At 69.8% G+C, this 24,529-nt stretch carries 22 protein-coding genes, 1 tRNA gene and 3 pseudogenes; 14 read left to right on the forward strand and 12 right to left on the reverse strand.

Features of this window, described 5'->3' with window-relative positions:
* Positions 1-122: 122 nt before the first annotated feature.
* Together AB0E62_RS33670 and AB0E62_RS33675 are read left to right on the forward strand one after the other, a co-directional pair.
* Positions 123-890 carry a glucose 1-dehydrogenase gene (locus AB0E62_RS33670; protein WP_362202635.1) on the forward strand — a complete coding sequence of 256 codons (768 nt, stop codon included), beginning with the start codon at positions 123-125 and terminating at the stop codon, positions 888-890.
* A gap of 806 nt (positions 891-1,696) precedes the next feature.
* Positions 1,697-2,914 carry a PKD domain-containing protein gene (locus AB0E62_RS33675; protein ID WP_362202638.1) on the forward strand — a complete coding sequence of 406 codons (1,218 nt, stop codon included), beginning with the start codon at positions 1,697-1,699 and terminating at the stop codon, positions 2,912-2,914.
* Positions 2,915-3,151: 237 nt separating this feature from the next.
* On the opposite strand, the gene AB0E62_RS33680 is transcribed toward AB0E62_RS33675, so the two are convergent.
* Positions 3,152-4,132 (reverse strand): AraC family transcriptional regulator, encoded by a 981-nt coding sequence (locus AB0E62_RS33680; RefSeq protein WP_362202641.1) that lies wholly within the window; start codon positions 4,130-4,132, stop codon positions 3,152-3,154.
* A gap of 250 nt (positions 4,133-4,382) precedes the next feature.
* Between AB0E62_RS33680 and AB0E62_RS33685 the strand changes: the two genes are divergently transcribed.
* The 6 genes from AB0E62_RS33685 to AB0E62_RS33710 all read left to right on the forward strand — a co-directional run bounded on the left by AB0E62_RS33685 (position 4,383) and on the right by AB0E62_RS33710 (position 10,426).
* Entirely contained in the window at positions 4,383-4,604 is a 222-nt protein-coding gene (locus AB0E62_RS33685) for a hypothetical protein (RefSeq protein WP_362202644.1), read from the forward strand.
* A 13-nt stretch (positions 4,605-4,617) separates the two neighbouring features.
* Positions 4,618-6,672 (forward strand): hydantoinase/oxoprolinase family protein, encoded by a 2,055-nt coding sequence (locus AB0E62_RS33690; protein WP_362202647.1) that lies wholly within the window; start codon positions 4,618-4,620, stop codon positions 6,670-6,672.
* Positions 6,669-8,618 (forward strand): hydantoinase B/oxoprolinase family protein, encoded by a 1,950-nt coding sequence (locus AB0E62_RS33695; RefSeq protein ID WP_362202650.1) that lies wholly within the window; start codon positions 6,669-6,671, stop codon positions 8,616-8,618. Before AB0E62_RS33690 ends, AB0E62_RS33695 begins: the two co-directional genes overlap by 4 nt.
* 71 nt (positions 8,619-8,689) lie before the next feature.
* Positions 8,690-9,715: an alcohol dehydrogenase catalytic domain-containing protein gene (locus AB0E62_RS33700; RefSeq protein ID WP_362202653.1), complete on the forward strand. Its 1,026-nt coding sequence runs from the start codon at positions 8,690-8,692 to the stop codon at positions 9,713-9,715.
* 233 nt (positions 9,716-9,948) lie between these two features.
* Positions 9,949-10,014 (forward strand) — tRNA-Met (locus AB0E62_RS33705).
* Positions 10,015-10,234: 220 nt separating this feature from the next.
* Positions 10,235-10,426 carry a hypothetical protein gene (locus AB0E62_RS33710; protein ID WP_362202656.1) on the forward strand — a complete coding sequence of 64 codons (192 nt, stop codon included), beginning with the start codon at positions 10,235-10,237 and terminating at the stop codon, positions 10,424-10,426.
* 124 nt (positions 10,427-10,550) lie between these two features.
* Here AB0E62_RS33710 and AB0E62_RS33715 read toward each other — a convergent pair whose 3' ends face one another.
* The gene (locus AB0E62_RS33715; RefSeq protein ID WP_362202659.1) at positions 10,551-11,003 is read right to left on the reverse strand and encodes a DUF6233 domain-containing protein; all 453 of its coding nucleotides are present in this window, start codon (positions 11,001-11,003) and stop codon (positions 10,551-10,553) included.
* Positions 11,004-11,210: 207 nt separating this feature from the next.
* Here AB0E62_RS33715 and AB0E62_RS33720 point away from each other — a divergent pair, with 207 nt between their 5' ends.
* The gene (locus tag AB0E62_RS33720; RefSeq protein WP_362202662.1) at positions 11,211-11,420 is read left to right on the forward strand and encodes a hypothetical protein; all 210 of its coding nucleotides are present in this window, start codon (positions 11,211-11,213) and stop codon (positions 11,418-11,420) included.
* 1,537 nt (positions 11,421-12,957) lie between these two features.
* Here the strand turns inward: AB0E62_RS33720 and AB0E62_RS33725 are convergent.
* Complete coding sequence (locus AB0E62_RS33725; RefSeq protein WP_362202665.1) at positions 12,958-13,413, reverse strand: MarR family transcriptional regulator; 456 nt, start codon at positions 13,411-13,413, stop codon at positions 12,958-12,960.
* A gap of 69 nt (positions 13,414-13,482) precedes the next feature.
* On the opposite strand from AB0E62_RS33725, the gene AB0E62_RS33730 reads away from it, so the two are divergent.
* Positions 13,483-14,313 carry an alpha/beta hydrolase gene (locus AB0E62_RS33730; protein ID WP_362202668.1) on the forward strand — a complete coding sequence of 277 codons (831 nt, stop codon included), beginning with the start codon at positions 13,483-13,485 and terminating at the stop codon, positions 14,311-14,313.
* Here the strand turns inward: AB0E62_RS33730 and AB0E62_RS33735 are convergent.
* From AB0E62_RS33735 to AB0E62_RS33745, 3 genes and pseudogenes are all read right to left on the reverse strand, one after another.
* Positions 14,264-15,532 (reverse strand): annotated as a pseudogene (locus AB0E62_RS33735) (glycosyltransferase); the annotation flags it as partial. The gene AB0E62_RS33730 and the pseudogene AB0E62_RS33735 overlap by 50 nt on opposite strands.
* Positions 15,531-15,779 (reverse strand): annotated as a pseudogene (locus AB0E62_RS33740) (transposase); the annotation flags it as partial. The pseudogenes AB0E62_RS33740 and AB0E62_RS33735, both read right to left, overlap by 2 nt.
* Positions 15,780-15,979: 200 nt before the next feature.
* Positions 15,980-16,750 carry a transposase gene (locus tag AB0E62_RS33745; protein WP_362202671.1) on the reverse strand — a complete coding sequence of 257 codons (771 nt, stop codon included), beginning with the start codon at positions 16,748-16,750 and terminating at the stop codon, positions 15,980-15,982.
* Between the two features lie 93 nt (positions 16,751-16,843).
* On the opposite strand from AB0E62_RS33745, the gene AB0E62_RS33750 reads away from it, so the two are divergent.
* Together AB0E62_RS33750 and AB0E62_RS33755 are read left to right on the forward strand one after the other, a co-directional pair.
* Complete coding sequence (locus AB0E62_RS33750; RefSeq protein ID WP_362202674.1) at positions 16,844-17,395, forward strand: hypothetical protein; 552 nt, start codon at positions 16,844-16,846, stop codon at positions 17,393-17,395.
* Positions 17,396-17,606: 211 nt separating this feature from the next.
* The gene (locus AB0E62_RS33755; protein WP_362202677.1) at positions 17,607-18,131 is read left to right on the forward strand and encodes an AAA family ATPase; all 525 of its coding nucleotides are present in this window, start codon (positions 17,607-17,609) and stop codon (positions 18,129-18,131) included.
* A 107-nt stretch (positions 18,132-18,238) separates the two neighbouring features.
* Here the strand turns inward: AB0E62_RS33755 and AB0E62_RS33760 are convergent, their stop codons facing one another.
* Together AB0E62_RS33760 and AB0E62_RS33765 are read right to left on the reverse strand one after the other, a co-directional pair.
* Positions 18,239-18,421 carry a hypothetical protein gene (locus AB0E62_RS33760; RefSeq protein WP_362202680.1) on the reverse strand — a complete coding sequence of 61 codons (183 nt, stop codon included), beginning with the start codon at positions 18,419-18,421 and terminating at the stop codon, positions 18,239-18,241.
* Positions 18,422-18,562: 141 nt separating this feature from the next.
* Positions 18,563-19,156 carry a TetR/AcrR family transcriptional regulator gene (locus AB0E62_RS33765; RefSeq protein WP_362202712.1) on the reverse strand — a complete coding sequence of 198 codons (594 nt, stop codon included), beginning with the start codon at positions 19,154-19,156 and terminating at the stop codon, positions 18,563-18,565.
* A 123-nt stretch (positions 19,157-19,279) separates the two neighbouring features.
* On the opposite strand from AB0E62_RS33765, the gene AB0E62_RS33770 reads away from it, so the two are divergent.
* Positions 19,280-19,936, forward strand: a complete 657-nt coding sequence (locus AB0E62_RS33770; protein ID WP_362202683.1) for a peroxiredoxin-like family protein — start codon at positions 19,280-19,282, stop codon at positions 19,934-19,936.
* Between the two features lie 360 nt (positions 19,937-20,296).
* Here the strand turns inward: AB0E62_RS33770 and AB0E62_RS33775 are convergent, their stop codons facing one another.
* Positions 20,297-20,815, reverse strand: a complete 519-nt coding sequence (locus AB0E62_RS33775) for a MarR family transcriptional regulator (RefSeq protein ID WP_362202686.1) — start codon at positions 20,813-20,815, stop codon at positions 20,297-20,299.
* An 83-nt stretch (positions 20,816-20,898) separates the two neighbouring features.
* On the opposite strand from AB0E62_RS33775, the gene AB0E62_RS33780 reads away from it, so the two are divergent.
* The gene (locus tag AB0E62_RS33780; RefSeq protein ID WP_362202689.1) at positions 20,899-21,843 is read left to right on the forward strand and encodes an amidohydrolase family protein; all 945 of its coding nucleotides are present in this window, start codon (positions 20,899-20,901) and stop codon (positions 21,841-21,843) included.
* Between the two features lie 28 nt (positions 21,844-21,871).
* Here the strand turns inward: AB0E62_RS33780 and AB0E62_RS33785 are convergent, their stop codons facing one another.
* From AB0E62_RS33785 to AB0E62_RS33795, 3 genes and pseudogenes are all read right to left on the reverse strand, one after another.
* On the reverse strand, positions 21,872-22,357 hold the full coding sequence (locus AB0E62_RS33785; RefSeq protein WP_362202692.1) for an amidohydrolase family protein: 486 nt from the start codon (positions 22,355-22,357) through the stop codon (positions 21,872-21,874).
* A gap of 97 nt (positions 22,358-22,454) precedes the next feature.
* Positions 22,455-22,712: pseudogene (locus AB0E62_RS33790) on the reverse strand (amidohydrolase family protein); the annotation flags it as partial.
* A 192-nt stretch (positions 22,713-22,904) separates the two neighbouring features.
* The gene (locus AB0E62_RS33795) at positions 22,905-24,413 is read right to left on the reverse strand and encodes a beta-propeller fold lactonase family protein (RefSeq protein WP_362202695.1); all 1,509 of its coding nucleotides are present in this window, start codon (positions 24,411-24,413) and stop codon (positions 22,905-22,907) included.
* Positions 24,414-24,529 lie beyond the last annotated feature (116 nt).

Consider the following 24,529-nt stretch of genomic DNA (forward strand, 5'->3'; position numbering starts at 1 on the left):
ACCGCGCGGGGAGCCCACGGGGCGCGGCCGCGCTCCCTTCCCCGGCATGGCGGGCATGCCCCAGCCACCGCGTGACACGTTCCACGACAGGCCCTGATCCCCTCGGTCATAGGAGTTCACCCATGGCACCCACTTACGACTACTCGGGCAAGACCGCCCTGGTGACCGGCGCGGCTTCCGGCATCGGCCGTGCCACGGCACGGGCCTTCGCCCGGGCCGGGGCCGGCGTCGGGCTCGTGGACCTCGATGCCGAGGGCCTCAAGGAGACCGCGACCCTCATCGCCGGCCAGGGCGGCACGACCGAGGTCTTCGAGGCCGACGTCTGTGTCCCCTCGGACGTCGAACGCGTCGTCGCGGCGACCGTCGACACCTTCGGCGGTCTCGACATCGCTTTCAACAACGCGGCGACGTTCGATCCCCCCGGCACCATCGACACGCTCGACGTGGAGACGTGGAACCGCGTCATCGCGGTCAACCTGTCCGGGGTGTTCCACTGCCTGAAGTACCAGGCCGCGGCCATGCTCGTCCGCGGCGGCGGGGTAATCGTCAACACGGGCTCCGTCGCCAGCGAGATCGCCTCCCTCGGCCTCACGGCCTACACCGCCTCCAAGCACGGCGTGGTAGGCCTGACCAAGAAGGCGGCGCTCGACTACGCGACCCGTGGCATACGCGTCAACGCCGTGCTGCCCGGCGCCATCGACACCCCCATGGCCGCACGGTTCAGCGGGGGCACCGAAGAAGGCCGTGCGGCGATGACGGCGCTCGAACCCATGGGCCGGCTCGGCCGGCCCGAGGAGGTCGCCGAAGCGGTGCTGTGGCTCGCCTCGGACAGCGCGTCGTTCGTGACCGGCCACTGCCTCGCGGTCGAGGGCGGCTGGCTGGCGCGCTGATCACCGACGGCCGGCGGGCCGCCGGCCGCGCGACGGACCACCGTCCGCCGCGGTCGCGGATCAGCCGGGCATGCTTCACCGATCCGGTGGGGCCGGCTGGAACCGACGCCCCGGGCGGTGGCACGGACTGCGTCTGCCCCGACGCCCCGCGCCCACCCGGCGCCGCACGTCTGCGCACCGTGCGCCGACGACTTCAAGGGGGCGCAAGCCACACGGGAACAGCGACCACATCGGCCCGCCTGCCGGGGTGCCTCTGTCCTCTTGCCCTCGGTCGCCGCGGACCGGTACGGAGTACGGGTCTGGCAGGGACCGCGGCCGCTGACACGTGGCGCCGATGCCTCCGCACATCTCGATGGGGAAGCTCCACGACTGTCCAGGTTCCTGGACAGCGTTCGAAGGTCATCTCGGATACACAAGAGGGGTGCCTCACCGCGGGTTTCGCCGCACCGCGCGGCCGCCCGTGATGGCCGGCGGCGCGTCGGCCGGCCACATCTCAGCCGGGGTCTTGTCGACCTCCGAGAAAGGAGAAGCGTATGTCCGGGTTTCCGAGGGATCGCTCACGGGGGCGGCGTATCGCACTCGCGGTGTCGGCCCTGTCACTGGTCGGCTCCGTGCCGGTTGCGGCTCCCACGGCAGCCGCCGAAGTCCCGCCGTCCGCGGGCTCGGGCTTGGCGGCGCCTTCGCACCGGCACCTCTACGTCGGTGGCTTCGCCTCACCGGCGATCGCGGGAGCCGCCGTGACGAGAAGCGGTCAGATGCGCCTGGTCTCCGGGTCGCCTTTCCCCTCCGGTCCGAACTCGTTGGGGATGGCCATCACACCGAATGGCCGGACGCTCTACTCGGTGAGCGCGGGCTTGCAGCTGAGTACGCTCCCGGTCGTCCCCGGGACCATAACCAGCTATCACATAGGCGCCGACGGCCTGCTCACCGAGACAGGCGAGACGACTGCCCCCGGGCCGGTGATCGGCGCCGCGGTCACACCGGATGGTGCGCGGCTGTTCGTGACCGTCGCCACGGGCTCGACGGGCGAGGCGCTGTCCTACTCCATCTCGCCTTCGGGAGCGCTGACGCCGACCGGCGCGCCGCCGGTCGCGATCCCCAGCGGGATCAGCCAGGTGGTGATCAGCCCGGACGCGCGTCACCTGTTCGTGAGCAACTTCCTCACGAACAGCATGTCGAGCTTCGCGATCGGCCCCGACGCCGGACTCACCCCCGTCGGTGAACCCGTCCCGACGGGCGAGCGGCCGGCGATTCCGACGATCTCGCCCGACGGCCGTCATCTGTACGTCGGCAACGAGGGAAGCGGTGACCTTTCGGGCTACGCCATCGGAAAGGACGGGAGGCTCAGTCCCGTTCCGGGGTCCCCCTACGCCAGCGGTGGCACACCGCACGGTCCGGTCTTCACCCCGGACTCCCGGCGCGTCTACGTCGCCAACGCCTCGGGCAACACGGTCACCGGCTGGCAGGTCGGCCGGGACGGCCGACTGACCCCGCTCCCCGGCTCGCCCTACCCGAGCCCGGACGTCGCCCGTGTCGTTCCCAGCCCCGACGGGAAGGTCCTGTACGCGATGACGGGCGCCCCGCGCCGCTCTGGTCAGGTCTCCAGTCACACGGTGCGTCCCGACGGCAGTCTGACGGCGACCGGGTTCCCTCCCCTCGGCACCGGCCTGTTCTGGCACGACGGTTCGAACGCGTTCCTCACACCGAATCAGGGTCCGATCGCGGCCGTCCGTGCCGAAGACGGAGGCCACGGAGGGACCCGGACGTTCTCGGCCGCCGGCTCCTCGGACCCGGACGGGCGTGTCGTCCGCTACAGGTGGGACTTCGGGGACGGAACCGAACAGACCACGAGGACACCCCGCGTCACGCACCACTACGCCACTCCCGGCCGGCGGGCCGTGACGGTGACCGTGACCGACGACGAGGGCTGTTCGACCGAGCTGGTCTACAACGGCACCACGGTCGAATGCCGCGGCGGCGAGGCGGCCCAGGCGACAGAGCAGATGGTCGTGGACCGTTCCTAGCACCGGACTTCGTGGACCGTTCCTAGCACCGGACTTCGGGGAGGTGGCAGCCACTCATCGACGGCTGCCACCGGCACGGTCGCTCGGTAGCTGCAGAGGTCCTGGCCCAAGCGGGCACGTGGCAGCCCCAGACACATCGCCGCCAGGCTCGCCGAGGCCCACGACGGGGCCGACCGGAACCGGGCGGGAAGCGGCGACGCGCTCGCGGAACCCTGGTGCCGCCGGTCCGGCCGGTGCCTACGTCGGCGGGCGGGACGAACGGGCGGTGTCCGAGGGGAGGACCCCGAACCTGTCGCGATACTGCTGCGCGAACCGTCCGGGATGGAAGAAACCCCAGCGTGCCGCGATGTCCGTGACCGACTCGGGTGCTCCGGAGCAAAGCTCCAGATGCACTCGGTCCAGCCGGACCCCGCGCACGTAGGCGCGTGGGGACATCCCCGCCACGTCCCGGAAACCGGCTTGCAGCGTCCGCTCGCTGATCCCGGCCAGGGCGGCGAGATCCGCCGTGCTCAACTCCTGGCCGGGATGTTCGTCGACGTAATCCATGATCTCGCGGATCTTCGAGCGCCGGGTGCGCGCCGGCCGGCCGTGCAGGAGTTCCGTGCTGACCTGGCTGGGCACGGTCATGAGCAACTGGGTCATGAGCGCCGCTTCGAGTTCGTGCCGGACGGCGGGCATCGTGACCAGACCGCCCGGCCGGGTCAGCTCCGCGTACAGGAAGCTCACCGTTGCCCTGAGCGACTGGCCCGGTGAGGCTCCCAGGTCGAACTCCAGGGCGAACCGGATGCTGCCGTCGACGGGGTGGCCGGTCAGCTTGGCGACGTGCGCTTCGAGCAGTTCCCTGGGGAGCTTGAGGGCGTACTGGACGCCGTCCGGGCTCCACCACATGGTCACGGGGTCGCCCGGGACCATGGCGATGCCGCTCCGGCCGGCCCTGGACGTGCGGGTCGAGCCACTCTGCTGCACCGTGCTGGTGCCGGAGATAGGCAGGTTGACGTGATAGACGGACCTCATCGGCGGGCCGAGGATCGTGACGTCGGTGCCGTATCCCAGCCGGGCGAGCGTCAGACGGCCCGAGGGGGGCAGATCGAGACGGCACTCCAAGGTGCCCTTGTCGCCGACTGACATCCGGTGTTCGGCGAACGTCTTCGTGACCTGCGCGCGGGCGATGTCGGGGTCGGTGGTGCGAAAGCGCAGCGGGGACTCCGGCAGCGTCATGAGCCGATCGGTATCCATGCTCCCTCGCAGATCCACGCCGGTTGTCCCGGGCACCAAGCGGTACGCAGCACAAATATATTATCCACCGTGCGCCTGTCGGGAAGAGGCGTGAACTCGACGTGCGCAGTGCGGTTCGCGGATGTCCGCCTGCGTCCTGCGGATGGTGACGCACTTCACTCCGGACCTAGCGTCTGCCTCCGACGCGCAACACCTGCGCCGTCCGATGAGCCGAGAAGCGGAGTTGTGCGACATGAGCGAGGACTCGCGCACCGCGAACACACCGCCCTTTCTGGAGCGGAATCCGGTCGGAGGCACCTGTCCGCGCTGCGGCGCGGAGGAGCTGCGCGGCTATCCCGTCAATTCCGAGGGGGGCTGGTTCGACGTCGTCAAGTGCCAGCGCTGCCTGCTGTCGGTCAGCCGCGAGCGCGGCCCGCGCCTCGGACCGATCCGACTCCTGTCCGACCTGCTGTAGCGAAGGACCAACGATGATTGCAGTGGATGTAGGGGGCACTTTCACCGATGTGGTCGCCCTGCGGGACGGGGCCATCCACACCGCCAAGGTGTCCACGGACTACACCGACGTGACGAAGCCGGTCCTGCGGGGCGCCGCGCTGCTGGGCGCGGAGGGGGCCCGCGTCTTCAACCACGCGAGCACGCACGGACTCAACGCGGTGATCACCCGCCGTCTCCCGAAGATCGGCTTTCTGGCCACCGAAGGACACCGGGACATCCTTGACATGGGACGCGTCTGGCGCCCCGCGGAAGCGATCCTCGACCCGCACTGGCGGCGCAGCTTCGGTGACGCCGCGCGCCCGCTGGTGCCGCGCTACCTGCGACGCGGCATCCGCGAGCGGATCATGGCCGACGGGGAAACGCTGTTCGCCCTCAACGAGGCGCAGGCCCGGGCGGAACTGGAAGTCCTGCGCGGTTGTGGGGTTGCCGGCATCGCGATCTGCCTGATCAACGCCTACGTCAACCCGGCCCACGAGCAGCGGCTGCGCGAGCTCGTACATGAGGTTCTCGGCGATGTGCCGTGCTCCATTTCGAGCGAGGTCTCCCCGCTTGCCAAGGAGTACACGCGCGCCTCGACGACGGTGGTGGACACGTTGATGAAACTCATCTACGCCGACTACACCGCCACGCTGGAGAAGGGCCTCGCGGACATCGGCTTCACCGGGCGGCTCAACTTCGCCGACTGCGCCGCCACCCTGGTGCCGTCGAACCGGGCTATGGAACAGCCGTTCCGCATCGTGTTCTCGGGCCCCGCCGCCGGCACGGTCGCCAGCGCGCACTTCGGTTCCCTCATCGGCGAGCACGATCTGCTGTGCGCCGATGTCGGCGGCACGTCCTGTGACATCAGCGTCGTCACCGGCGGCGAGCCGTTCGTCAACACGACCTTCGAGCTGGAGCACGATCTGGTTGTCAACGCGCTCGCCAATGAGGTCACCGCCATCGGCGCCGGCGGCGGCAGCCTTGTGACGATAGGTCAGTCGGGTGAGATACAGGTGGGCCCCGGCAGCGCCGGCTCGACTCCCGGGCCGGCATGCTACGGGCGCGGCGGCACCCAGCCGACGACCACCGACACGTGCCTGATGATCGGCATCATCGATCCGGACACGTTCGCCGGCGGAAACCTGAACCTCGACACCGGCCGGGCCCGCGAGGCGTTCGAGGCCCTGGAGACGGACTTCACCCTCGCACAGCGGGTGCGTTACGCCTATGAGATGGCCGTGCACAACATCGCCGAGGGCGTGTTCAACGTGGCGATCAAGAACGGTGTCGACCCTCGGGACTACACGCTGATCGCGTACGGCGCTGCGGGCCCCATGCTCCTGCCCGCCGCCATGGACGCCGTCCACTGCAAGCAGGTCGTCGTCCCGCCGAACCCGGGGCTGTTCTCGGCGCTGGGACTCCTCTCGGCCGATCAGGTGTTCACCGCTGACCGCAGCGCCTACACCCTCCTCACCCCCGAGGCGGCGCCGCGGATCGACGCGCTGTTCACCGAGATGGAGAACCAGCTGCGCGAGCGTATCGAGCCCGGGGCAAAGGTGACGTTCGAGCGCAGTTATGACGGCCATCTCGTCGGTCAGAGCTGGGAGACCCCGTTCGTGCCGGTCCCGGGCGGTGCCATCGGCGCCGACGCCGTCGCCGTCATGATCGCCTCGTTCCACGACACGTACGCCGAGCGCTCGGGCAACCGCTTCGACACGATGCCGGTCGAGGGAGTCACCTTCCGGGTCCGCGCGGTACTGCACACGGAGAAGGTCGAGTATCCCGAGGTCCCGCGCCGCGGTGCCGACGAGCCGCTCACGCCGGTCCGCACCGCCACCCTCCGCTTCCTCGGTGACCTGGGCGTGGCCGACGAGGAGACGGGCCGTCCGGCAGCCGTCTACGACCGTGCGGCACTGCGCGCCGGCGACGAGATCGAGGGTCCCGTCATCGTCGACGAGGGCCTGTGCACCACCCATGCCGGCGTCGGCCAACGCCTGACCGTCGGCCGCTACGGCGAACTCGTCATCCGAAGGAAGGAAGCGCTGTGAGTGCCCTCGACACCCCCGCGCCCGCGTCAACGCGCATCCGGGACCTCACCGACGGGTCCTTCCGGGCGGCTTACGGCTGTGACCGCTTCACCGCGTCCGTGATCGTGAACCGGCTGAAGTGCGCGGTGGGCCACATGAGCACCGCGTTCCTGCGGGAGGCGTTCTCGCCGATCATCCGCGACTGGTACGACTTCGCGTGCACCATCAGCGGACCGCCGGAACAGGACTACCGGATGGCCGTGGTCAGCAACAGCCTTACCCCCTTCCTCGGTACGATGGCAGACGCGGTGCGCAACACCGTCGAGGAGTTCGGACCGGACCGCCTCGCTCCAGGCGACGTGCTGATCTGCAACGACCCCTACCGCGGTGGGACCCACGTCAACGACGTCCTGTTCACCCGCCCCGTCTTCGTCGACGGCCGGATCGTGTCCTTCGTCAGCATGCGTGCCCACCAGCTCGACATGGGCGGCACCGTGCCCGGTGGCTTCTCGGCGACGAAGAAAGACGTCTACGAGAACGGAGTGGTGATCCCGCCCGTCCTGCTGTGGTCCGAGGACCGGCCGGTGCGCTCGACGTTCAGCCTGATCTTCGACAACACGCGCTGGGGGGCGATGCTGCTGCCCGACTTCAAGAGCGTGCGTCAGCAGCTCCAGCTGGGTGAGCGACTCGTGCGCGAGACGATCGAGCGCTACGGACTCGCGGCCCACCTCGGCGCCCTCGCGTACGCCTGCGACACCTCGGCGGAGCTGATGCGCGAGGCCATCGCACGCATCCCGGACGGTGACTACGCGGGAAGCGCCAGGATCGACGCGGACGGCTTCGACGACACGGTCGACTACACCGTCCACGTCACCCTTCGCAAGCGTGGCCACGATATCGAGGCCGATCTCTCCGGGACCTCGGCGCAGGCCAGGACCTGCATCAACTGCGGCATCTCGGATGCGAAGACCGCGCTGGGGGTCGCCCTGACGATGCTGCTCGATCCCGCCATCCCGTTCACCTCCGGAACCTGGCGCCACCTCGACCTGGTGGCACCCCCGGGAACCCTGTTGACGGCATTGCCTCCAGAGGGAGCGCCCATGATGTTCTGGGAGGCGTCCGGAGCCCTGATCGCCGCGATCTTCAGCGCTCTGAACCCGGTCCTCGGCGCGAACGCGGTGGGGGGCGACTACGGCTCCACCAACACCCACAACGCCAACGGGCTGCGGCCGGACGGCACCCGGTGGACGAGCGCGACCCAGTGCGGCGGCGAACACGGACCGTGGGGAGCGACCAAGGCGGGTGACGGCGACAGCTACACCGTCCTGTTCAACCTGAACAACCTGGACCCCGCGACCGAGACCATCGAGCACGACTCGCCGGTCGTCATGCTCCGCAAGGAGCACGCGATCGACACCGGGGGCCCGGGCACCCACCGTGGCGGCGCGGCCAACCTGAAGGACACCCTCTGGCTCACCGACGCCGACCACTACCTCTCGCCCTTCCGGACCAGGGAGCCGAGCGGTGTGGGAGCGGGCGGCGGCCAGGCGGGACCGAACGGGGCCATGTGGATCTTCCCGCTGGAGGAAGGGACCGAGCGCCCGGCCGGCCTCGTCGCGACCTCCCCGGAGGTCTACGCCCGCAGTCTTCCGGTCGCGGGGGTCCTCGACCCGCGGACGAGGACGCTCGACCCGGTCAACGGCACCTACCACTACTTCGCCAGCCGCAAGAAGTGGTGCACGAAGGCCGGCGCCGTGCTGCGCTGCCTGACCAACGGCGGCGGCGGATGGGGGCCGCCTTTCGAACGTGACCCGCAAAAGGTCCTCGCCGACGTACGGGACGAATACGTGAGCATCGAGGGCGCGGCCCGTGACTACGGCGTCGTCGTGGTCGGCGATCCGCACTTCGACCCCGAAGGGCTGCGCATCGACGACGAGGGTACGAAGGCTCTCCGCGCGCGCCGCTGACCACCTGCCCGAATCCTGGCGCCCTCGCCCGTCGTGCGGCGCGGGGGCGCCAGGAAAGCGAAGGAGCATGTATGAAGGCGATCGTTTTCCCCGGTGACCGGACAGCCGTCCTCAAGGAGTTCCCGGACCCCGTCCCCGGCCCGGGTGAGGTTGTGCTGCGGATGCGCGCCTCAGGGATGTGCGGCAGTGACCTCCACTTCTACCGGGGGTCCGTCGGCTTCGCCGCCGGTGACAAGGTCATCCAGGGCCATGAGCCGTGCGGCGACGTTCACGCGGTCGGTCCCGGTGTCAGCGAAGCCATGGCCGAAGTGGGGCAGCGGGTCATGGTCCATCACTACTGGGGCTGTCAGGCGTGCCGCCGGTGCCGGTCCGGGTGGCCCCAGATGTGTGAAACGGTTCCCGCGAAAACCATGAGCGTCACCGCGCACGGCGGGCACGCGCCGTACGCGGTGCTGCCGGCGCACGCGCTGCTGCCGCTTCCCGAAGGGCTGAGCCACAAAGCGGGCGCTGCGATCGGCTGCGGGACCGGGACGGCCTGGGGTGGCATCAAGCGCCTCGGCGACATCGCGGGCACGACCATGGTGGTGTTCGGCCAGGGCCCGGTCGGTCTGTCGGCGACGATGTTCGCGGCGGCCATGGGCGCCCGGGTGATCGCGGTGGACATCGAAGTGTCGCGGCTGCGGCGAGCCCGTGCTTTCGGCGCGCACGAGGTCCTCGATCCGAGCGAAGCCGGTCTCGCGGACGCCGTCGGCGACCTGACGGGAGGCCGGGGCGCGGACGTCGTTCTCGAAACCTCCGGCCAGGCCGGACAGGACGCGCTGAGTGTCCTCGGTACCTTCGGCCGCGCCTGTTTCCTCGGTCTGCCGGGAGAGGTGCGGTTTTCCGCGGAGGAGCATTACAAGAAGCAGTGGACGCTGATGACGTCGTGGACCATGTCGACGATCGAGCAGGCGCGGTGTGCGGACTTCGTTGTCGCCCACAGTCTCCCCGTGGATGACCTCTATACCCATTCGTGGTCGCTGGACCAGGCGGCCGAGGCCTACGAGTGGTTCGACGAACAGTCCGCCGGCAAGGGTGTGTTCGAGTTCGCCGACTGATCCACCACCAGGTGGGGACGACTGAGGAGACCATTGCGCGCGCGGCCGGACGGTACGGCCGACAGGGCCGGCGGCTTGGCGAGGGCCGACAACCGCGGTCTGCGCACCGCCGCGTCGGTCCGGCACCGTCAGGGGCGCACAGGTGCTGGCGGTCGTGGCGCGGTGACCCGTGCCCGGCGGCCTGTGACGCCTCGCTGCGTCCAGGCATGTGTGCTGTGTTGTCAAGGACGCGGGGCGGAGCAGCTCGGTAGCTCGCTGGGCCCATAACCCAGCGGGCGCAGGTCGCCCTTTCCTCGCCACGACCGTGGAAGAGGGCCCGGAGGCGATGCGGACCCTCTTCCTGGTGCTGCCCGGACCACTGGGCCCGGAGGCGGTGCCGCGTCACCGGCGCGGGAGGGCACCGTCCCACCGGGACCGGGCATGGCCGCCCCGGCGTGCCCGGGCGAGTCTTCCCATCGACGCGCCGACCAGCTCGGGCACCAAGGACCACAGGAGATCGCGGTCGGGGCCGTCGAAGCCGTGGCAGTACCCGGAGAGCAGATCCTCGATTTCATGCCCGTCGGCGGCACCGGCACCGGCACCGGACACATCAGCACGTTCGGCGTCTCCCTCGACGCCGGCTTCTCCATCGTCGTCACCCCCGACGGCAAGAAGGCGTACGTCGTCGTTCAACGGCCACGCCTACGCCAACAACTCACCGATCACCTTTAGCGCCCCCACCGGCCAATGCCTCTCCCTCCCCGGCGGCATGTGCGGAGGCAAGGGATCGATCGAAGAAGCCGAGAAAAGGTACAAAAAACGGTTCCCGCCGAAGGAATTCGATATTGGGCACCGGTCACCCGGCAGCCGGCCGGGGCGACTGCGTCCACTCGAGGAGGCCGAGGGCGGTGTCGGGTCGGCAGCGGTCGCAGGCCGGGACGTGCCGGTGGGCGTCGCGTGTCTGCTGCCGGGTGGCGGGGCGGTACCGGCCGGTCTTGGCGGCGGCCCCGCAGTCACCGGTGTGCACGGCGTCGAGGTGGGAGCGGTTCAGACCGTACTGGATCAGCCACTGCGCCGACTGCCGCCGTCGCTCCTGACCGCGGCGCCGCTCGGCTTGGCGCTCTTCCTCGTCGGCGATCCGCCGGTCGATGAGGGCCGGCTGCCGTGCCGCCCGCTGCTCAATGACGCGCCGGGTGAAGCGCCAGCCGGGGGACTGCCGTCGGCCGGATCCTGAGAGCGCCGCCGGTCGGGGACATCTGCGGCCGAACCGGTGGCCGAGGGCCCGGTCATCACCGCTGTGCCTGGTCATGGCGAGAATCGTCCAGCACCGCTCCGGCCGCAGGCAGCGCCGAACCCAGACGCCGGCCCCCCGGGCCCGATCTCCGATGTCTTCGCGGGGCTGATCCGGCCCTGCGTTGCTCATGTTCGGCTGCTGCTCCCGCGTAGCGGCACGTGCGGCCGGTCGGTCTTCTATTCCAGGTCAGGACCGTGCGGTGTGGTCCCCATGATGAATATCGTGCTGATCACCGCGGGGCAGATGTTCCGCTACTTCCTGCGTCAGGTCGTCGTTGGTGAGGGCCGTCGAACGGCCCGCACGCCCCTTGCCCAGACGCAGGAAGAGGCCGGCGTCCTGGCCGGGCGATGGTTGGGCCGGGGCCGTGCCGTCCTCGGCCTGACGGTGGGCGACGTCGTTCACCCAGGCGCAGCTGAGCGACCCCTTCGGTGAAGGCCGGCACCCGCGTGCCGACCGGATCAAGGCTTCCGGCTGCAAGCCAGTCCTTCCCCGGAGCACCTCTGTGTATCTCTGAGGCCGGGTGGGTTCGTTCGTTTTCGGTCATCCCTCAGGGGCCGGGAGGCATGGGACGGGCAGGGGGTAGGCGCGTAGGTATGGATGGCACACGATTGCGGCAGGGCAAGCGGAGTCCCCAGGAAGCGCGTGCCCGGGGAACTATGGGAATCTGGCGGTGGGCAAGGTGGGTGGCGCTTGTCCTTGCGATCAGCTGGGCGGTGAACTGGGCCGTCAGTCTCGCCCGGGGTGAGGGAGGGCGGGATTTGTGGTGGCCTCTGGTCAGTACCGTCATCTGGGCGGGACTGAGTGCGTACGGCTTCAGGACCTACCGCCGGATCAGGACAACGACTTTGCCGGCCGTCACCGGCCGTCCGCCTGCCTGACTGCGCCCCTTTGCCCGGCGTCGGCCTCGACTGGCCTCTCCCGCCGCTGGAGTCGGTCGGCCCGGTCCGGATCGCCGGGGTACTGCCTCCAGCCCGTCGGCCAGGTCGTGGCCAAGCCTTAGGAACTGCTGGTCAAGGCCCTGCCCCGCTCGGCGAAGGTGGCCGTCGCGAAGTAGGTTCGGTCCGGCCGCGAACGCCTCGGGCTGCTGCGGGTAGGCGACGACGTCCTGGTCCTGCACGCCACGCGCCGGCCCGACGAGATCCGCGACCCCACCCAGTTCCTGCCCCCACCCACCTAGGTCTGCCGGAAGGAGATCGCCGGCGCCCTCGCCCTCATGGACACCATGACCGTCGACCGGCTGGAAGGGCCCGGAGTTCACCGACCGCTACACCGGGGCGATCGCTCAGATCATCGAGGCGAAACGGGAGGAGAAGCCACAGTGCTGTTCCCCTCGCCGAAGCCGCCATCGGTCCGGCGCCGCTTACGGCAGTACCCCGGCGCCCAAGCGCACTCGTGGTAGTCCGTACGCACGCGCGCGCCGCAGCAGCCGGAGGTGAACGGACCCGGCGGACTCCGCCGCGCCGTGCGTCCGGGGCCTGCTCGGGCCCGAGCGGCAAGCCGGCGGCGGCCAGGTCCGGCAGGTGTGCACCCGGTGCGCCCGAACGACCAGCAGGCGCGCCGCCCGCAGGAGCCCGGACCGTACCGCGGCCGAGAGCCCGGCCATTGAGCGCATGCGGTGCTGCGTTTCGCACCGGCGATGTCGCGCATCCACTCCACTCGGTGGGCTCCTCTGTCCCACCTCGTCCGATGGCCTTCACCGAGTGGCCCTTACCCACCACCTGGTGGCATCCACTCCCTGGGAGAGCAGACGGTCACCGGCACCGGCCCTGCGGCTGACCCGGGGCCATCCCCGCGGGCGCGGGGAGCAGGCGGCGAGCGTCGCCTTCACGTCCGTGCGAGACCATCCCCGCGGGCGCGGGGAGCAGCTTGAGAGGACAGCCGGCGCGTAGTCGGTCCGCGGCGGCGAGGTGGGAGCGGTTCCCCCTCGCGCCACCTCGCCCAGCCTGTCGTGTCCGCGCAGCGGCACCGGTCAGGTCGCTCGTGCCTGCTGGGCGGAATGCAGTACCGCGGTCAGGAAGCTACGCGCCGTCTCCAGTTCGCCCGTGTCGAAGCCTTCCGCGACCGCCACCACCTCGGCGATCACCGGCCCGAAGAAGGACCAGCCGAGCTCCGTCGCCTTCTCCTCCACCTCCAGCAGCACGCGTCGCCGATCGACGGTGTCCTTAGTGCGCCGGACCAGTTCGAGCCGCTCCAGCCGGTCGACCAGGGCGGTGGTACCGGCCGAGTTGAGGCGCATCTGACGACCGAGCCATCCCGGCGTGGCAGGGATGTCCTCCCGCGCCGCGTCCAGCAGGTGGATCAACGCGCGTACGTCGGTGGGGTGCAGACCGTGACGTGCGGCGAACTCGGCGCCGAGCAGGTCGAACTCCACGGTCACCGCACGCAGCACGTGGACCAGCTCCATCACCGGACTCTGGTCGTTCATTCACACTCCCTGGGACCCATGCGTAATATCTCGCTCACCGAGATTATCGCTCGACGAGAGGAAAGCCCAGTGTCCCGGACCGCTTTCGACCTCGCCTACGACGAACTCCGCGGCCACTGGCCGCACTCCACCGAGGAGCGCGACATCGTCACCCCCTACGGGCGCACCCGGGTCCATGTGTACGGTCCGGCCGACGGCGCCCCGCTGGTGCTGCTGCACGGCGGCTCCGCCACCGGTCTGGTCTGGTTCGCCAACGCACCGGCTCTGGGCCGGCGTCACCGCATCTATGCCGTGGATCTCCTGGGCGACGCCGGCCGCACCGACCGGAGCGGCGGCACACCTCTGACGACCGCCGACGACCTGACCGCGTGGCTGGACTCCCTGCTGGATGGGCTGGGCCTCACCCGTACGCACATGTGCGGCCACTCGTACGGCGCCTGGCTGGCCGTCAGGTACGCCCTCCACGCACCCCAGCGGGTCAACCGCCTGGCCCTCCTCGACCCCACCCAGGTCTTCGCCGGTTTCAGGCCTGGCTATCTGCTGCGCGCCCTGCCCCTTCTCCTCCGCCCCAGTCAGGCCCGCGCTGCCGCTTTTCTGGCATGGGAGACGGCGGGGACCCACCCGGACAGGTCCTGGCAGCGCCTGTACGCTCTGGCCGCCACCGTTCCCGGCCGCAAGCTGATCACAGGCTCCCGCCCCCGGGCGGCCGACCTTCGTATGCCCGTCCTGGTCCTGCTCGCGGAGCACAGCCGCGCCCACCATGCCGGGAAGGTCGCCGACCGAGCCTGCCGGGAGCTCCCGCAGGGCAAGGTGGTGGTACTGCCCGGAGCCACCCACCACTCGCTGCCCCTTACCGCGCCGCAGCGACTGAACGAACACCTGACGGCGTTCCTGGGCTGATGCGGATCCACTCGGACCGGTGTCGTCCATCAGCCATCTGCTGGATGGTCTTGAGTGTCTGACCTGCTCCGTTCTCGGCCGTCAGATGTTTCGCCGCTCTTGCGGCGGCTCGGTTGTGTGCCCGCTGCTTCACTACGCGGTCAAGCGAGTCGGCAAGCCGTTCGGTGGTGAGGGACCGGAAGGGGATCGGGTGGGTGGCGGCGCCGAGGGCGGCAAGCCGCATTGCCCAAGACGGCTGGTCCGCGGTCATGGGGACGGTGACCGCGGGCACTCCGGCACGCAGGCGGCGGAGGAGGTGCCGGCCCCGGCATGGTGGACCACCGCAGCCAGGCGCGGGAACAGCAGTGCGTGCGGTACGTCCCCAATGGTGAGCACGTCGTCCCCGTCGGCGGCGAGTCCGGCGCTGCCGGCCTGGAGGACGCCGCGCAGCCCGGCGCGGCGCAATGCTCGCACAGCGATCTCGCTCAGCCGTTCCCCGTCGCCGGACGCCATGCTCCCGAAGCCGATGAAGACAGGCGGGGGACCGGCACCCAGGAAGTTCTCGAGCTCAGCAGGAAGCCGCTGGCCCGCATCGTGATGGCGCCACCAGTTGCCTACGACCTCCAGGCCGGAGCGCCAGTCGGAGGGGCGGGCACCAGGGCTGTACTGAAGCCGTGCAGGATCGGCCAGTGCGCTCGGTCCTGTCGTCGACACACCTCGGCAGGGGAGGCCGCAGGGGGTGCAAGGCGCCGGCGCAGCTGTGCGACCGCCTGTTTATAGACGCGGTCGGCCATGTGAAGCGCGAAGCGTCCCGTGGCCCGGTCGGCGAGACGGCCCAGTGAGCGGGAGCCTGTGACGACGGGTGGGAAGTCGCCGGTCGGTGCGGTGGGCTGGAGGTGAACCCCGATGCTCGGTGTGCCCGTGGCCTCGGTGAGGTGCCAGCTGAGCGGGGCGGTAGTGGTCGACAGCAGGAGCAGGTCCGTGCCCTTGTCCACCGTGTCGGCGAAGCCCTGACCCAGTACGGTGATGAACGCGGCAGCCGTGCGCATCAGTTCACGTCTGCCTGTGTCGCCGCCACGCCCACGGGTGTCGGCGGGCAGACTGCGGAACTCCAGCCCTGCGTCGCGTGCGAGGGGTGCGAAGGTGTCTGTGGCGGCGGGGGCGGCGTAGTGCCTGGCCCGGCGCAGCTCGGCGCCCGGGCCGTGTAAGGCGCGACGTCTCCACGCGATCCGGCCGCAGCCTTTGTGGGCGATGCGCACGTCGATGCGCCTGCCTCGTAGCCATTTCCGCAGGTGGGGGATGTCATACGCCTTGTCGGCATGCAGGCGCTGGGGCTTGAAGTGGCGGCCGCGGTGGGGGTCGTGTCTCGTTTGGTGACCGGCGACCATGGGCTTCAGTGCTTCGCTGTCGTGGGTGTTGCCGGCCGAGACGCCGACGACCAGGGGCAGTCCGTTCGCGTCCGACAGGACGTGCGTCTTGGAACCCGGCCAGTAGGTGTAGAAGTTGTTCAGGGCGTTGCCGCCCTGGCTGTTCTGCTCTGCTCACCCGCGAGTGTCGGGCGGCATCAGGATGGCAGTGGGTTCCGACGTCTGGTGTCAGTGGTGCCGACGTGAGGTGTGTCTAAGGGCTGTCCCGCAAAGATCTTGAAGCCGCCTCGGGCATAGTGGCCGCCGTGCGGCCCGCTTGCCTATCCGGCGAGGGCGAGGTTGTGCATCCGAGCGATGCCGAGCACGGCGTGGTGGACACCGTCGCCTTTGAGGCGACAGTCACGGAGGATCTTCCAGGTCTTCATGCGGGCGAAGACGTGCTCGACCCGGGCCCGGACCTGCTTGTGGGACTTGTTGTGCTCCTCTTTCCAGGCTGAGAGCTCGACCTGGCCGCGCTGTCGGCGGTGCGGGATGACAAGGCCGGTGCCCGGGTAGCCACCGTCGGCGATCGTGAGGGTCTTGCCGACGGCGGCCTTGGCGCCGGATTCCTCCCATGCCCTGCAGCCGTTGCGGTTCCCGGCGAGCGGCCGGCCGACCACGACGACCAGGCGGGTGCCGGCGTCGATGACGACCTGGTGGTTGGTGGAGTACCGGTAGTTCTTCGACCGCTCGGCGATGGTGTGATCGCGGGTGGGGACCAAAGTGCCGTCCACGATGAGCACGGTGTCTTTGGCGAACCGTTCGCGGGGCTGGAGTGCGAGCAGGGGTCCGAGGTGGTTGATGACTCGGCCGGCCGTGGACTTCGAGACGCCGAACAGCGGAGCGAGCTGCCGCAATGGCAGGTTCGTTCGCCAGTAGGCCGTGACCAGCAACACCCTGTCCTCCAGCGGCAGACTCCACGGTCGGCCTCGGTGGATCACATCTGCTCCATCGCGCCGCAGCACGGTCAGCAGCTTGCCGAAGCAGCGCGGGCTCAGCCCGGTGAACGGGGTTATCCAGGACGGCTCCGACGCCGTGATCACACTCGCCACACCGTGATCATCACTCAGGCCGACCTCACCCCGAGACAATCCCACAGCTACGCTGATCGAGGCAGTCCACAGTGAGCAAACCCGGGGGATACCGTGAACCGACCACTGTTGTTCCTCGACGTGGACGGGCCGCTCAACCCCTACGCAGCCAAGCCGGAGAGACGTCCCGACGGCTACACCACGCTCCGGGTCCCCCGGAACGATGCCCATCAGGACGACAGGGGCCCGTCGTCCCGACGACGCACCCTGCGGGTCTGGCTCAACCCGGAGCACGGACGCGCCCTGCTCCGGCTCGGCTTCGAGCTGTGCTGGGCCACCACATGGATGGATGACGCCAACCGGTGGATCGCACCGGTCCTCGGCCTTCCGGAACTTCCCTTTGTGAACTTCGGCGACGCCCTGCTCCGAGAACGCCCCGATGGAGTCCACTGGAAGACCGGACCGCTGGTGGACTACGCAGGCGGCCGTCCTTTCGCCTGGGTGGACGACGAGCAGAGCGCGCTGGATCAGACCTACGTGACCGCACACCACCAAGGGCCTGGGCTCCTCCACCACGTCAACCCACGGATCGGCCTCCGGGAGAACGACTTCCACACGCTCGCCGGCTTCGCCCAGTCCCTGGACACCTCACGAACCACCGGCTGAGCACCTCGTCGACTCTGCAAGCGGCTCCGCGCTCGTGAGCCGAGGCCCAGTAGTTGTCACCAACGGGGTCGGGCGAGCCGCCAGAAAGGGTCGGTCGAAGCGTTCTGGTTGTCATGGGCGAGGCATCCGATCTGCCGCACAACCTCATTCAGCGGCCCGGCTGTCACCAAAAGCCCCGCCCCGATGCCTGCACGACGCTAGCGTCAGGTCCATGATCGTATGGCTCAACGGCACCCACGGCGCGGGCAAGACAACGACCAGCGCGCTCGTACAGCGGCTGATCCCCGATTCACGGGTGTTCGACGCCGAGAAGGTCGGCGAGACGCTCATGGGCATCACGCCGGGGCTACCCACGACGGACAACTTCCAGCACTGGCCACCGTGGCGGCCCCTCGTGGTCGAGACCGCCCGCCGCGTACTCGACTACACCGGAGGCACCCTGGTGATCCCCATGACAGTGCTGGTCGAACGGTACTGGCGTGAGATCAGCTCAGGCCTCGCCCAGCACGCCATTCCCATCCGGCACTTCGTCCTCCACGCCGACCAGGACACCCTCCGCGGGCGCATCGCCGGTGACACCGTCCTCGGCCCCGACTCCCCGTTCCGCCTCCGGTACCTCGAGCCTTACGCCGAGGCGGCCCGCATGTGGCTGCACGCCGAGGCCGAGGTCGTCGACACCACGCACCTCACACCGGCCCAGGCCGCCCAGCAGATCGCGGATGCCCTCAAGAGCTGAGAGAACGACCCTCCGGCGCCAGACCTCGAAGGTGGCAACAAGACTGCCTACGTGACAACCATCGTGCCTCGGCTCAGCTCGGAGTCAAGATCGTTGCGGGACAACCCTTAGGTACTGACGCCTTCGGCGTCGGTGAGGCGGAGGCCGTACCGGACGTCGTCGGCCAGGACGGCGGTGCCGTCGTCGGCGCGGGCCAAGAGCCCGGCGTCGAGCAGGCCCGCGACGGTGGCCGCGGTCGGCTCCTCGGGGTCGGTGGGGACGGAGCCTTCGTAGGACGCCTGGAACAGCACGGCCGCGTCCTGTCGGCTGAGGACGTCGCGGTGGAGCGGCCGGTAGTGCGAGTCATCCGGGTGACGCCACGGCTCGGTGGTTGGCGGGGTGGACCCAGTTCATCTGCCGTTCGGTGATCCCCGTCGCCAGGGCCGGGCGATTCACTGCCTGTTCGTCACGGCGGTGATCGCCGCGGCAGCGGTCGCCTGCAGCTGCTGGGGCTCCGCGCCGGCGCGGGAGCGCAGGTTCACACCGTGCGCGAGAAGGGCCAGGATGTCGGCCGCGGACCCGGGGTCGACGCCTTCGGCGAGTTGCCGCCGGCGTTGAGCTGCGCGGAGCGCGGTGAGCAGCGCGTTGCGCAGCCGCTGGTGCTGGCGGTCGAGAAGGGCCTGCACCTCGGGGTCGCCGTTCTCGGTGCCGGCGTGCGCATTGGAGACCATGCAGCCCCACCGGGCGTACTCGCCGGTGCAGCGGGTCTCGATGAGGGTGGTGAAGAAGTCGGTGACGGCCGGCAGTCCGCGGTCGTCCTCTTCGAGACGGCCGAGGGCCGGCCGGGATCGTTCCTCGACATAGCGGTTGAGGGCGGCGCGGTACAGCTCCTGTTTGCCGCCGTAGGTCGAGTACAGGCTGGAGCGGTTGAGCCCCGTGGCGTTGACGATGTCCTGGATCCCGGTGGTGGCCACGCCCTGCCGCCAGAACAGCCGCATGACGGTGTCCAGAGTCGCGTCCGGATCGAAGTGTTTGACGTCCGCCATGTCGCCTCCCGCCGTCATCTTGAACTCCTGGTTCCAAGATATCGCCTCGTCCGTTGACGTGGAGCGCACTCCGATCGCTATCTTGAAACGGTCATTCCGAGATGCTTCTTCGTGAGGAGACCCGTGAGCGTCAACGCCGAACTGCGCGCCTTCTTCGACAGCCGCCAGCAGCAGATCCCCGCCGACGTCCGCGCCGTGATGCAGCGCGCGGCCCGCGAGCTGGCCGCCTCCGGCCAGGCCGGCCAGGCCGGCCAGGCTCTGACAGCCGGCGCCAAGGCCCCGTCCTTCACACTGCCCTCGGCCACCGGGCGGACCGTCACACTGGACGAACTGCTCGCCGACGGCCCGCTGGTGCTGACTTTCTACCGTGGCGCCTGGTGCCCCTACTGCAACATCGCCCTGCGCTCCCTGCAGCAGCACCACGACGCCATCACAGCCCGCGGCGCCCGCCTGGTCGCCGTCTCACCGCAGACCCCCGACGAGTCCTTGTCGCACGCGGAGAGGAACGAGCTGGCCTTCGACGTGCTCAGCGACATCGGCTGCGAAGCCGCCAGGCAGTTCGGCCTCGCCTTCGACCTGCCGGACGACCTCGCCACCGTCTACGGGCGCCTCGGCATCGACCTCCACCGCTCCAATGCCGGCCACGCCCGCACCCTTCCGATCCCCGCCACCTACGTCATCGACCGCGACGGCACGATCGGCTGGGCCTTCGTCGACTCCGACTACACCACCCGAGCCGAACCGGCCGACGTCCTCACCGCACTCGACAAGCTCAGCTGAGAGCGGGAGCGCCCACGCGTGGTCGCCGCCTCGGTGGAGGCCCCGCCCGCCCATACCGATAAACACGGTTCCGTTGATCTCTGAGGCTGGACCCCTGCGGACGCCCCGGATGCGATTGCTGCGGCCGACCTACCCCACCCGCCACGGAGGACTCCGGTGCCGAACCCGGAGTCTCTCAATGTCTGCGGAGGACCGGCGTGCCAGTCAGGCCGACCCGGGGCTTGCAACCGGTACCTGGGTACAGGTTCACCGCCGGAGGTGTTCCCGCCCGGTTCGTGATGGTGGGAGCGAGCGCGATGAGTGATCTGGCGTGGGCGCCGCAGTCCTGCATGCTGCCCATCGAGGAGCAGCCCCTGCGGGTCACGAAGTGGGACGCGCTGTTTTCCGAGCTGGTCTGGGACATCGGGCTGCGTCAGTGCCGCGCGGCCTCCCGTTCGGCCGGCCGGGGATGGTGTCGCCGATGATGCCGGCGAGGCGCTCGAGCTGCGCGGCGAGTTCGCGGCGTTCCTGGGGGGTGAAGTGCGACAGTGCCTCGGCCTGGCGGGCCCGCAGTTCCGCCCGCATCGACGCGAGCCGGCCGGCGCCGTCCTCGGTGAGGCGGATGAGGATCTGGCGCTCGTCGTGCGGGGAACGCTGCCGCGTGACCACGCCCACCGCTTCGAGCTGCTTGAGCATGCGGGTGGCGGTGGGGACGCTGACCTCGGCGGTGACGGCGAGCCTGCCGACCGGCAGCCCCTCGCCCCCCGTGTCCGCGGCCAGGGGCTCCAGCAGCGTGAGCTGCGCCATGGACAGCCCGGCTCCGGAGCGGCCCATGGTGGCCGCCCGAGAGCGGCGCATGGCATAGAACAGCCGGTCGGCGGCCTGCGCCAGCTCCGGCACGCCCGCCTCGTCCCCGGCCGAGTCATGGAGATCGTTCTCTTCGTGCAGTCATTAGCAAGCTAACTTTTAGGAGGCTTGGAGTCATGGGTTTCCCCGCACGTATCGATGTCCACAACCACATCGTCCCGTCTGTCTGGGCCGACACCCTGGCCGCGCGTGGCCTGAACTCCGGCGGCTGGGCCATCCCGGCCTGGAGCCCGCAGAGCGCGATCGCGATGATGGACGAGCAGGGCATCGCCACCAGCGTCATGTCCGTCACCGCGCCCGGCGTCCACCTCGGCGACGACGCGGCCGCCCGCGAGCTGGCCCGCGCCGTCAATGAGTACGGCGCCGAGGTCGTCAAGGACAATCCCGACCGGTTCGGCCACTTCGCCGGCATCCCGCTGCCCGACGTCGACGCCGCGGTCGCCGAGGCCGTTCACGCGCTTGACGTCCTGGGGGCCGACGGCGTGGTCCTGATGTCCAACGCCCACGGCAAGTACCTCGGCGACGCGGACTTCGAGCCGCTGTGGGCCGAACTGAACCGCCGCGCCGCGAACGTCTTCGTCCACCCCGCGCAGCCCCCGATGACGCTGCTGCCTGGCACCCCCGCCCCGCTCGCGGACTACGTTTTCGACACCACCCGCACCGCATTGAACATGGTGCTGAACGGCGTCATGGACCGCTACCGCGACGTCCGCGTCATCCTCTCCCACGGCGGCGGATTCCTGCCGTATGCCGCCTACCGCTTCTCCGGCCTGACCTCCACCGTCGTGGACCGGGACCGCAAGGCGGACGACATCCTGCGCGACCTGAAGCGGTTCTACTTCGACACCGCCCTGTCCGCGAGCCCCTCCGCCCTGCCGGCCCTGCTCGCCTTCGCGGAGCCCGGCCACGTGCTGTACGGCAGCGACTGGCCCTTCGCCCCGCAGGAGGCCGGCTCCTACTACAACCACTTCCTGGAGACCTACCCGGACTTCACTCCGGGCCAGGCCGAAGCCATCGACCGCGGCAACGCCGAGGCACTCTTCCCCCGCCTCGCCCGCTGATCGCCCCGTCCCCGCGCGCCCGCCCTCGTCAGGACAGGCGCGCTAAGATCTTCCTCGCGTTGCCGTGGTCAAAGGCGATCTTCTGCTCGTCCGTCAGGCCGCTATGTGTGCCCAGGGGCCGGGTGAACGTCGCCGCGACGGGCGCGGGCGCGTAGGGGAAGTCGCTTCCGAAGAGAATGCGTTCGTGATCGGCGAAGGCCAGGAAGCTGGGGAAGGCATCCGGCCCGGAGGACAGGGCGGTGTCCCAGCAGAAGAGTTTGAACTTCGCCGGCAACTGCTCGGCGGTGGGCCCGTCGGGATCGAGCGCCGGCTGCAACGCACAGAAGCTCATCACGGCGTAGGGGACCAACCCGCCCGCGTGCGACAGGATGATCTTCGCGTCCGGATACCTGTCCGGCACTCCGGTGAACACCATCTGCACGGCGTTGCGAGTGGTGTCGAACGGATAGTCCACGAGCGGGCCGGGCACGTCCGGCAGGAGCGGGACCAGGGGGTAGCCCGGATGGATGACCACCACGGCCGACCGCCGGTTCAGCGCTTCCCAGAGCGGCGCGTACTTCGGGTCCCCCCAGGTACACCCCCTCGCAGTTGCTCAGGAGTACGACGCCGTCGGCACCCAGCTCGTCCAGCGCGTACTCGGCCTCGGCCACGGCGCCCTCGACGTCCGGCACCGGGACGGTGGCGAAGTTGCCGAACCGGTCCGGATGCCGAGTGACCAGCTCCGCCACGTACTCGTTGACCCTGCGGGCCACGCCCCGGCGCTCCTGGCCCTGCCAGCCGACAACACTGGGCGCGGTCAGCGACAGGACGCTGGTGGCGACCTGGTCGTCGTCCATGAACGCCAGATGTTCCTCCGGGCTCCATGCCATGCGGGCGCCTGGCGATGACCTGAGCCGCCGACGGGTATCGCGGTGGCGGTGGCACCGGCCACGCAAAAGTCTGGTGATCGTCGGCTCTGCGGCCGGCACCGCCGACCGAATTCCCCCTTCCCATGAAATGTCTCTGTTCCCCCGTCGCTGTGAGACGGGGGAACAGAGACATTCTCTTCTCCGGAAAGGGTGTCAGCCCAGGGTGACCTGCGTCGTGGCGTTCGCCTTCGGCCCGCCGTTGCAGGTGACGACCTGTCCGGTGAAGACCGGTGTGTCCGCGCACCCTTCGTCGTCGACGACGGTGACGCCGACGGTCCGCGTGCCGCCCTGGGCGAAGGTGTGGGTCACCTCGGGCGTCGTGGTGGTCGTCGTGGTGCCGTCGCCGAAGGTCCACCGGTACTCGGTGACCGAGCCGTCCGGGTCGGTCGAGCCGGACGCGGTGAACACGCCCGTCAGGCCACTGCTGTAGACGGTGCTCACCTTGGCGGTCGGCCCCTGGTCGGGGGTCATCACGGTGTTGGGGCCGTCCGAGAACAGAGCGCCGGAATCCGTGGAGGGAAGTCCGGTGGGGGCGAGTCCGCCGTCGCCCGCGACGTTGTAGCTGTGCACCTTCGACGTCAGGTTCGTCGTCAGGACGTCGACCAGGAAGAGCCGCTTGGCATCGGGGCTGAGCAGGACCAGTCCGGGCATCGTGTTGGCCGGGGCGGCCACGGGCACGTTCGCCAGCGGGGTGAGCTCACCGTCGTCGGCGATCTGGAAACCGTCGACCTTGCCGCTGCCCGCCTCGGGGAAGTAGAGCCGCTTGGAGTCGGGGGTCACGGCGATGCCGTGCGGCAGATTGCCGGTCGCATAGGGGGATCCCGGGGTCGGCGACAGCGAGCCGTCGTCCCCCACCGCGAAGCCGGTGATGGTGTTGCCCTGCTCGTTGGTGAGGTACAGGAAGCGGCCGTCGGGTGTGATCCCGGGGATGGCCGGCCCCTTTCCGGCGTCGACCGGCTGGCCGACCTGGGTCAGACCGCCGGAGCCGATCGCGTAGGCGGTCACGGTGTTCCCCGAGAAGCTGCTCGCGAACACGTGCCGACCGTCGGGGGTGACCACGGGCTGACTGAGGAAGCTGTTGCCGGGGATGGTGAGCGGTGCTCCGAGAGGAGTGAGAGTACCGGACGAAGACACCGACAGGGCCCGGATGGTGCCGCTGTCCTGGCCGCCGACCGTGGCGAAGAGCTTCTTGCCGTCGGGGGAGAACGCCAGACCGATCACGGCCGCGTCGTACTGGGCGACAGCGCCGGCGATCGGCGTCAGGGACCCGTCGGAACCGATGGAGTAACCCTTGATCGTCTTCTTCGACAGGCTGCCGACGTATGCCTTCTTGCCGTCGGGCGTGACGACGATGGAGAAGCCGGCATCCGCGGCGAAGGGCGAGCCGGCCTTGGTCAGTCTGCCGTCGCGGGCGACGCCGAACACTCCGATGTGTCCGGTGCCGGTACTGCCGACGAGCATGAAGCGACCCGGTGCGGCATCGGCGATGGTCGACGCTGCCGTGTCGGCGGCCGTCGCACCGACCGCGCTGGACGGCACGAGACCGAGAGCGGCGGACAGCGCCACCACGGCCGACGCGGCCAGCGCGGTGCGGGCCGCGCGGCGGGGGGTGCGCGGCAGGACCTGGCGACGCTCGGCAGGAGGATTGCGGAAGGGGCTCACTGCTGATTCCACCTCAGGGGGAAGACGTGCCCCGGAACCATTCCGGCGGCTGCACACATTAAGAAAGCTTCCGAGACGCGGCGGAAGAGGAGTCCGGCAGCATGTGCAGGAAGTTG

The sequence above is a fragment of the Streptomyces sp. NPDC038707 genome (assembly GCF_040636485.1).
GTDB lineage: Bacteria > Actinomycetota > Actinomycetes > Streptomycetales > Streptomycetaceae > Streptomyces.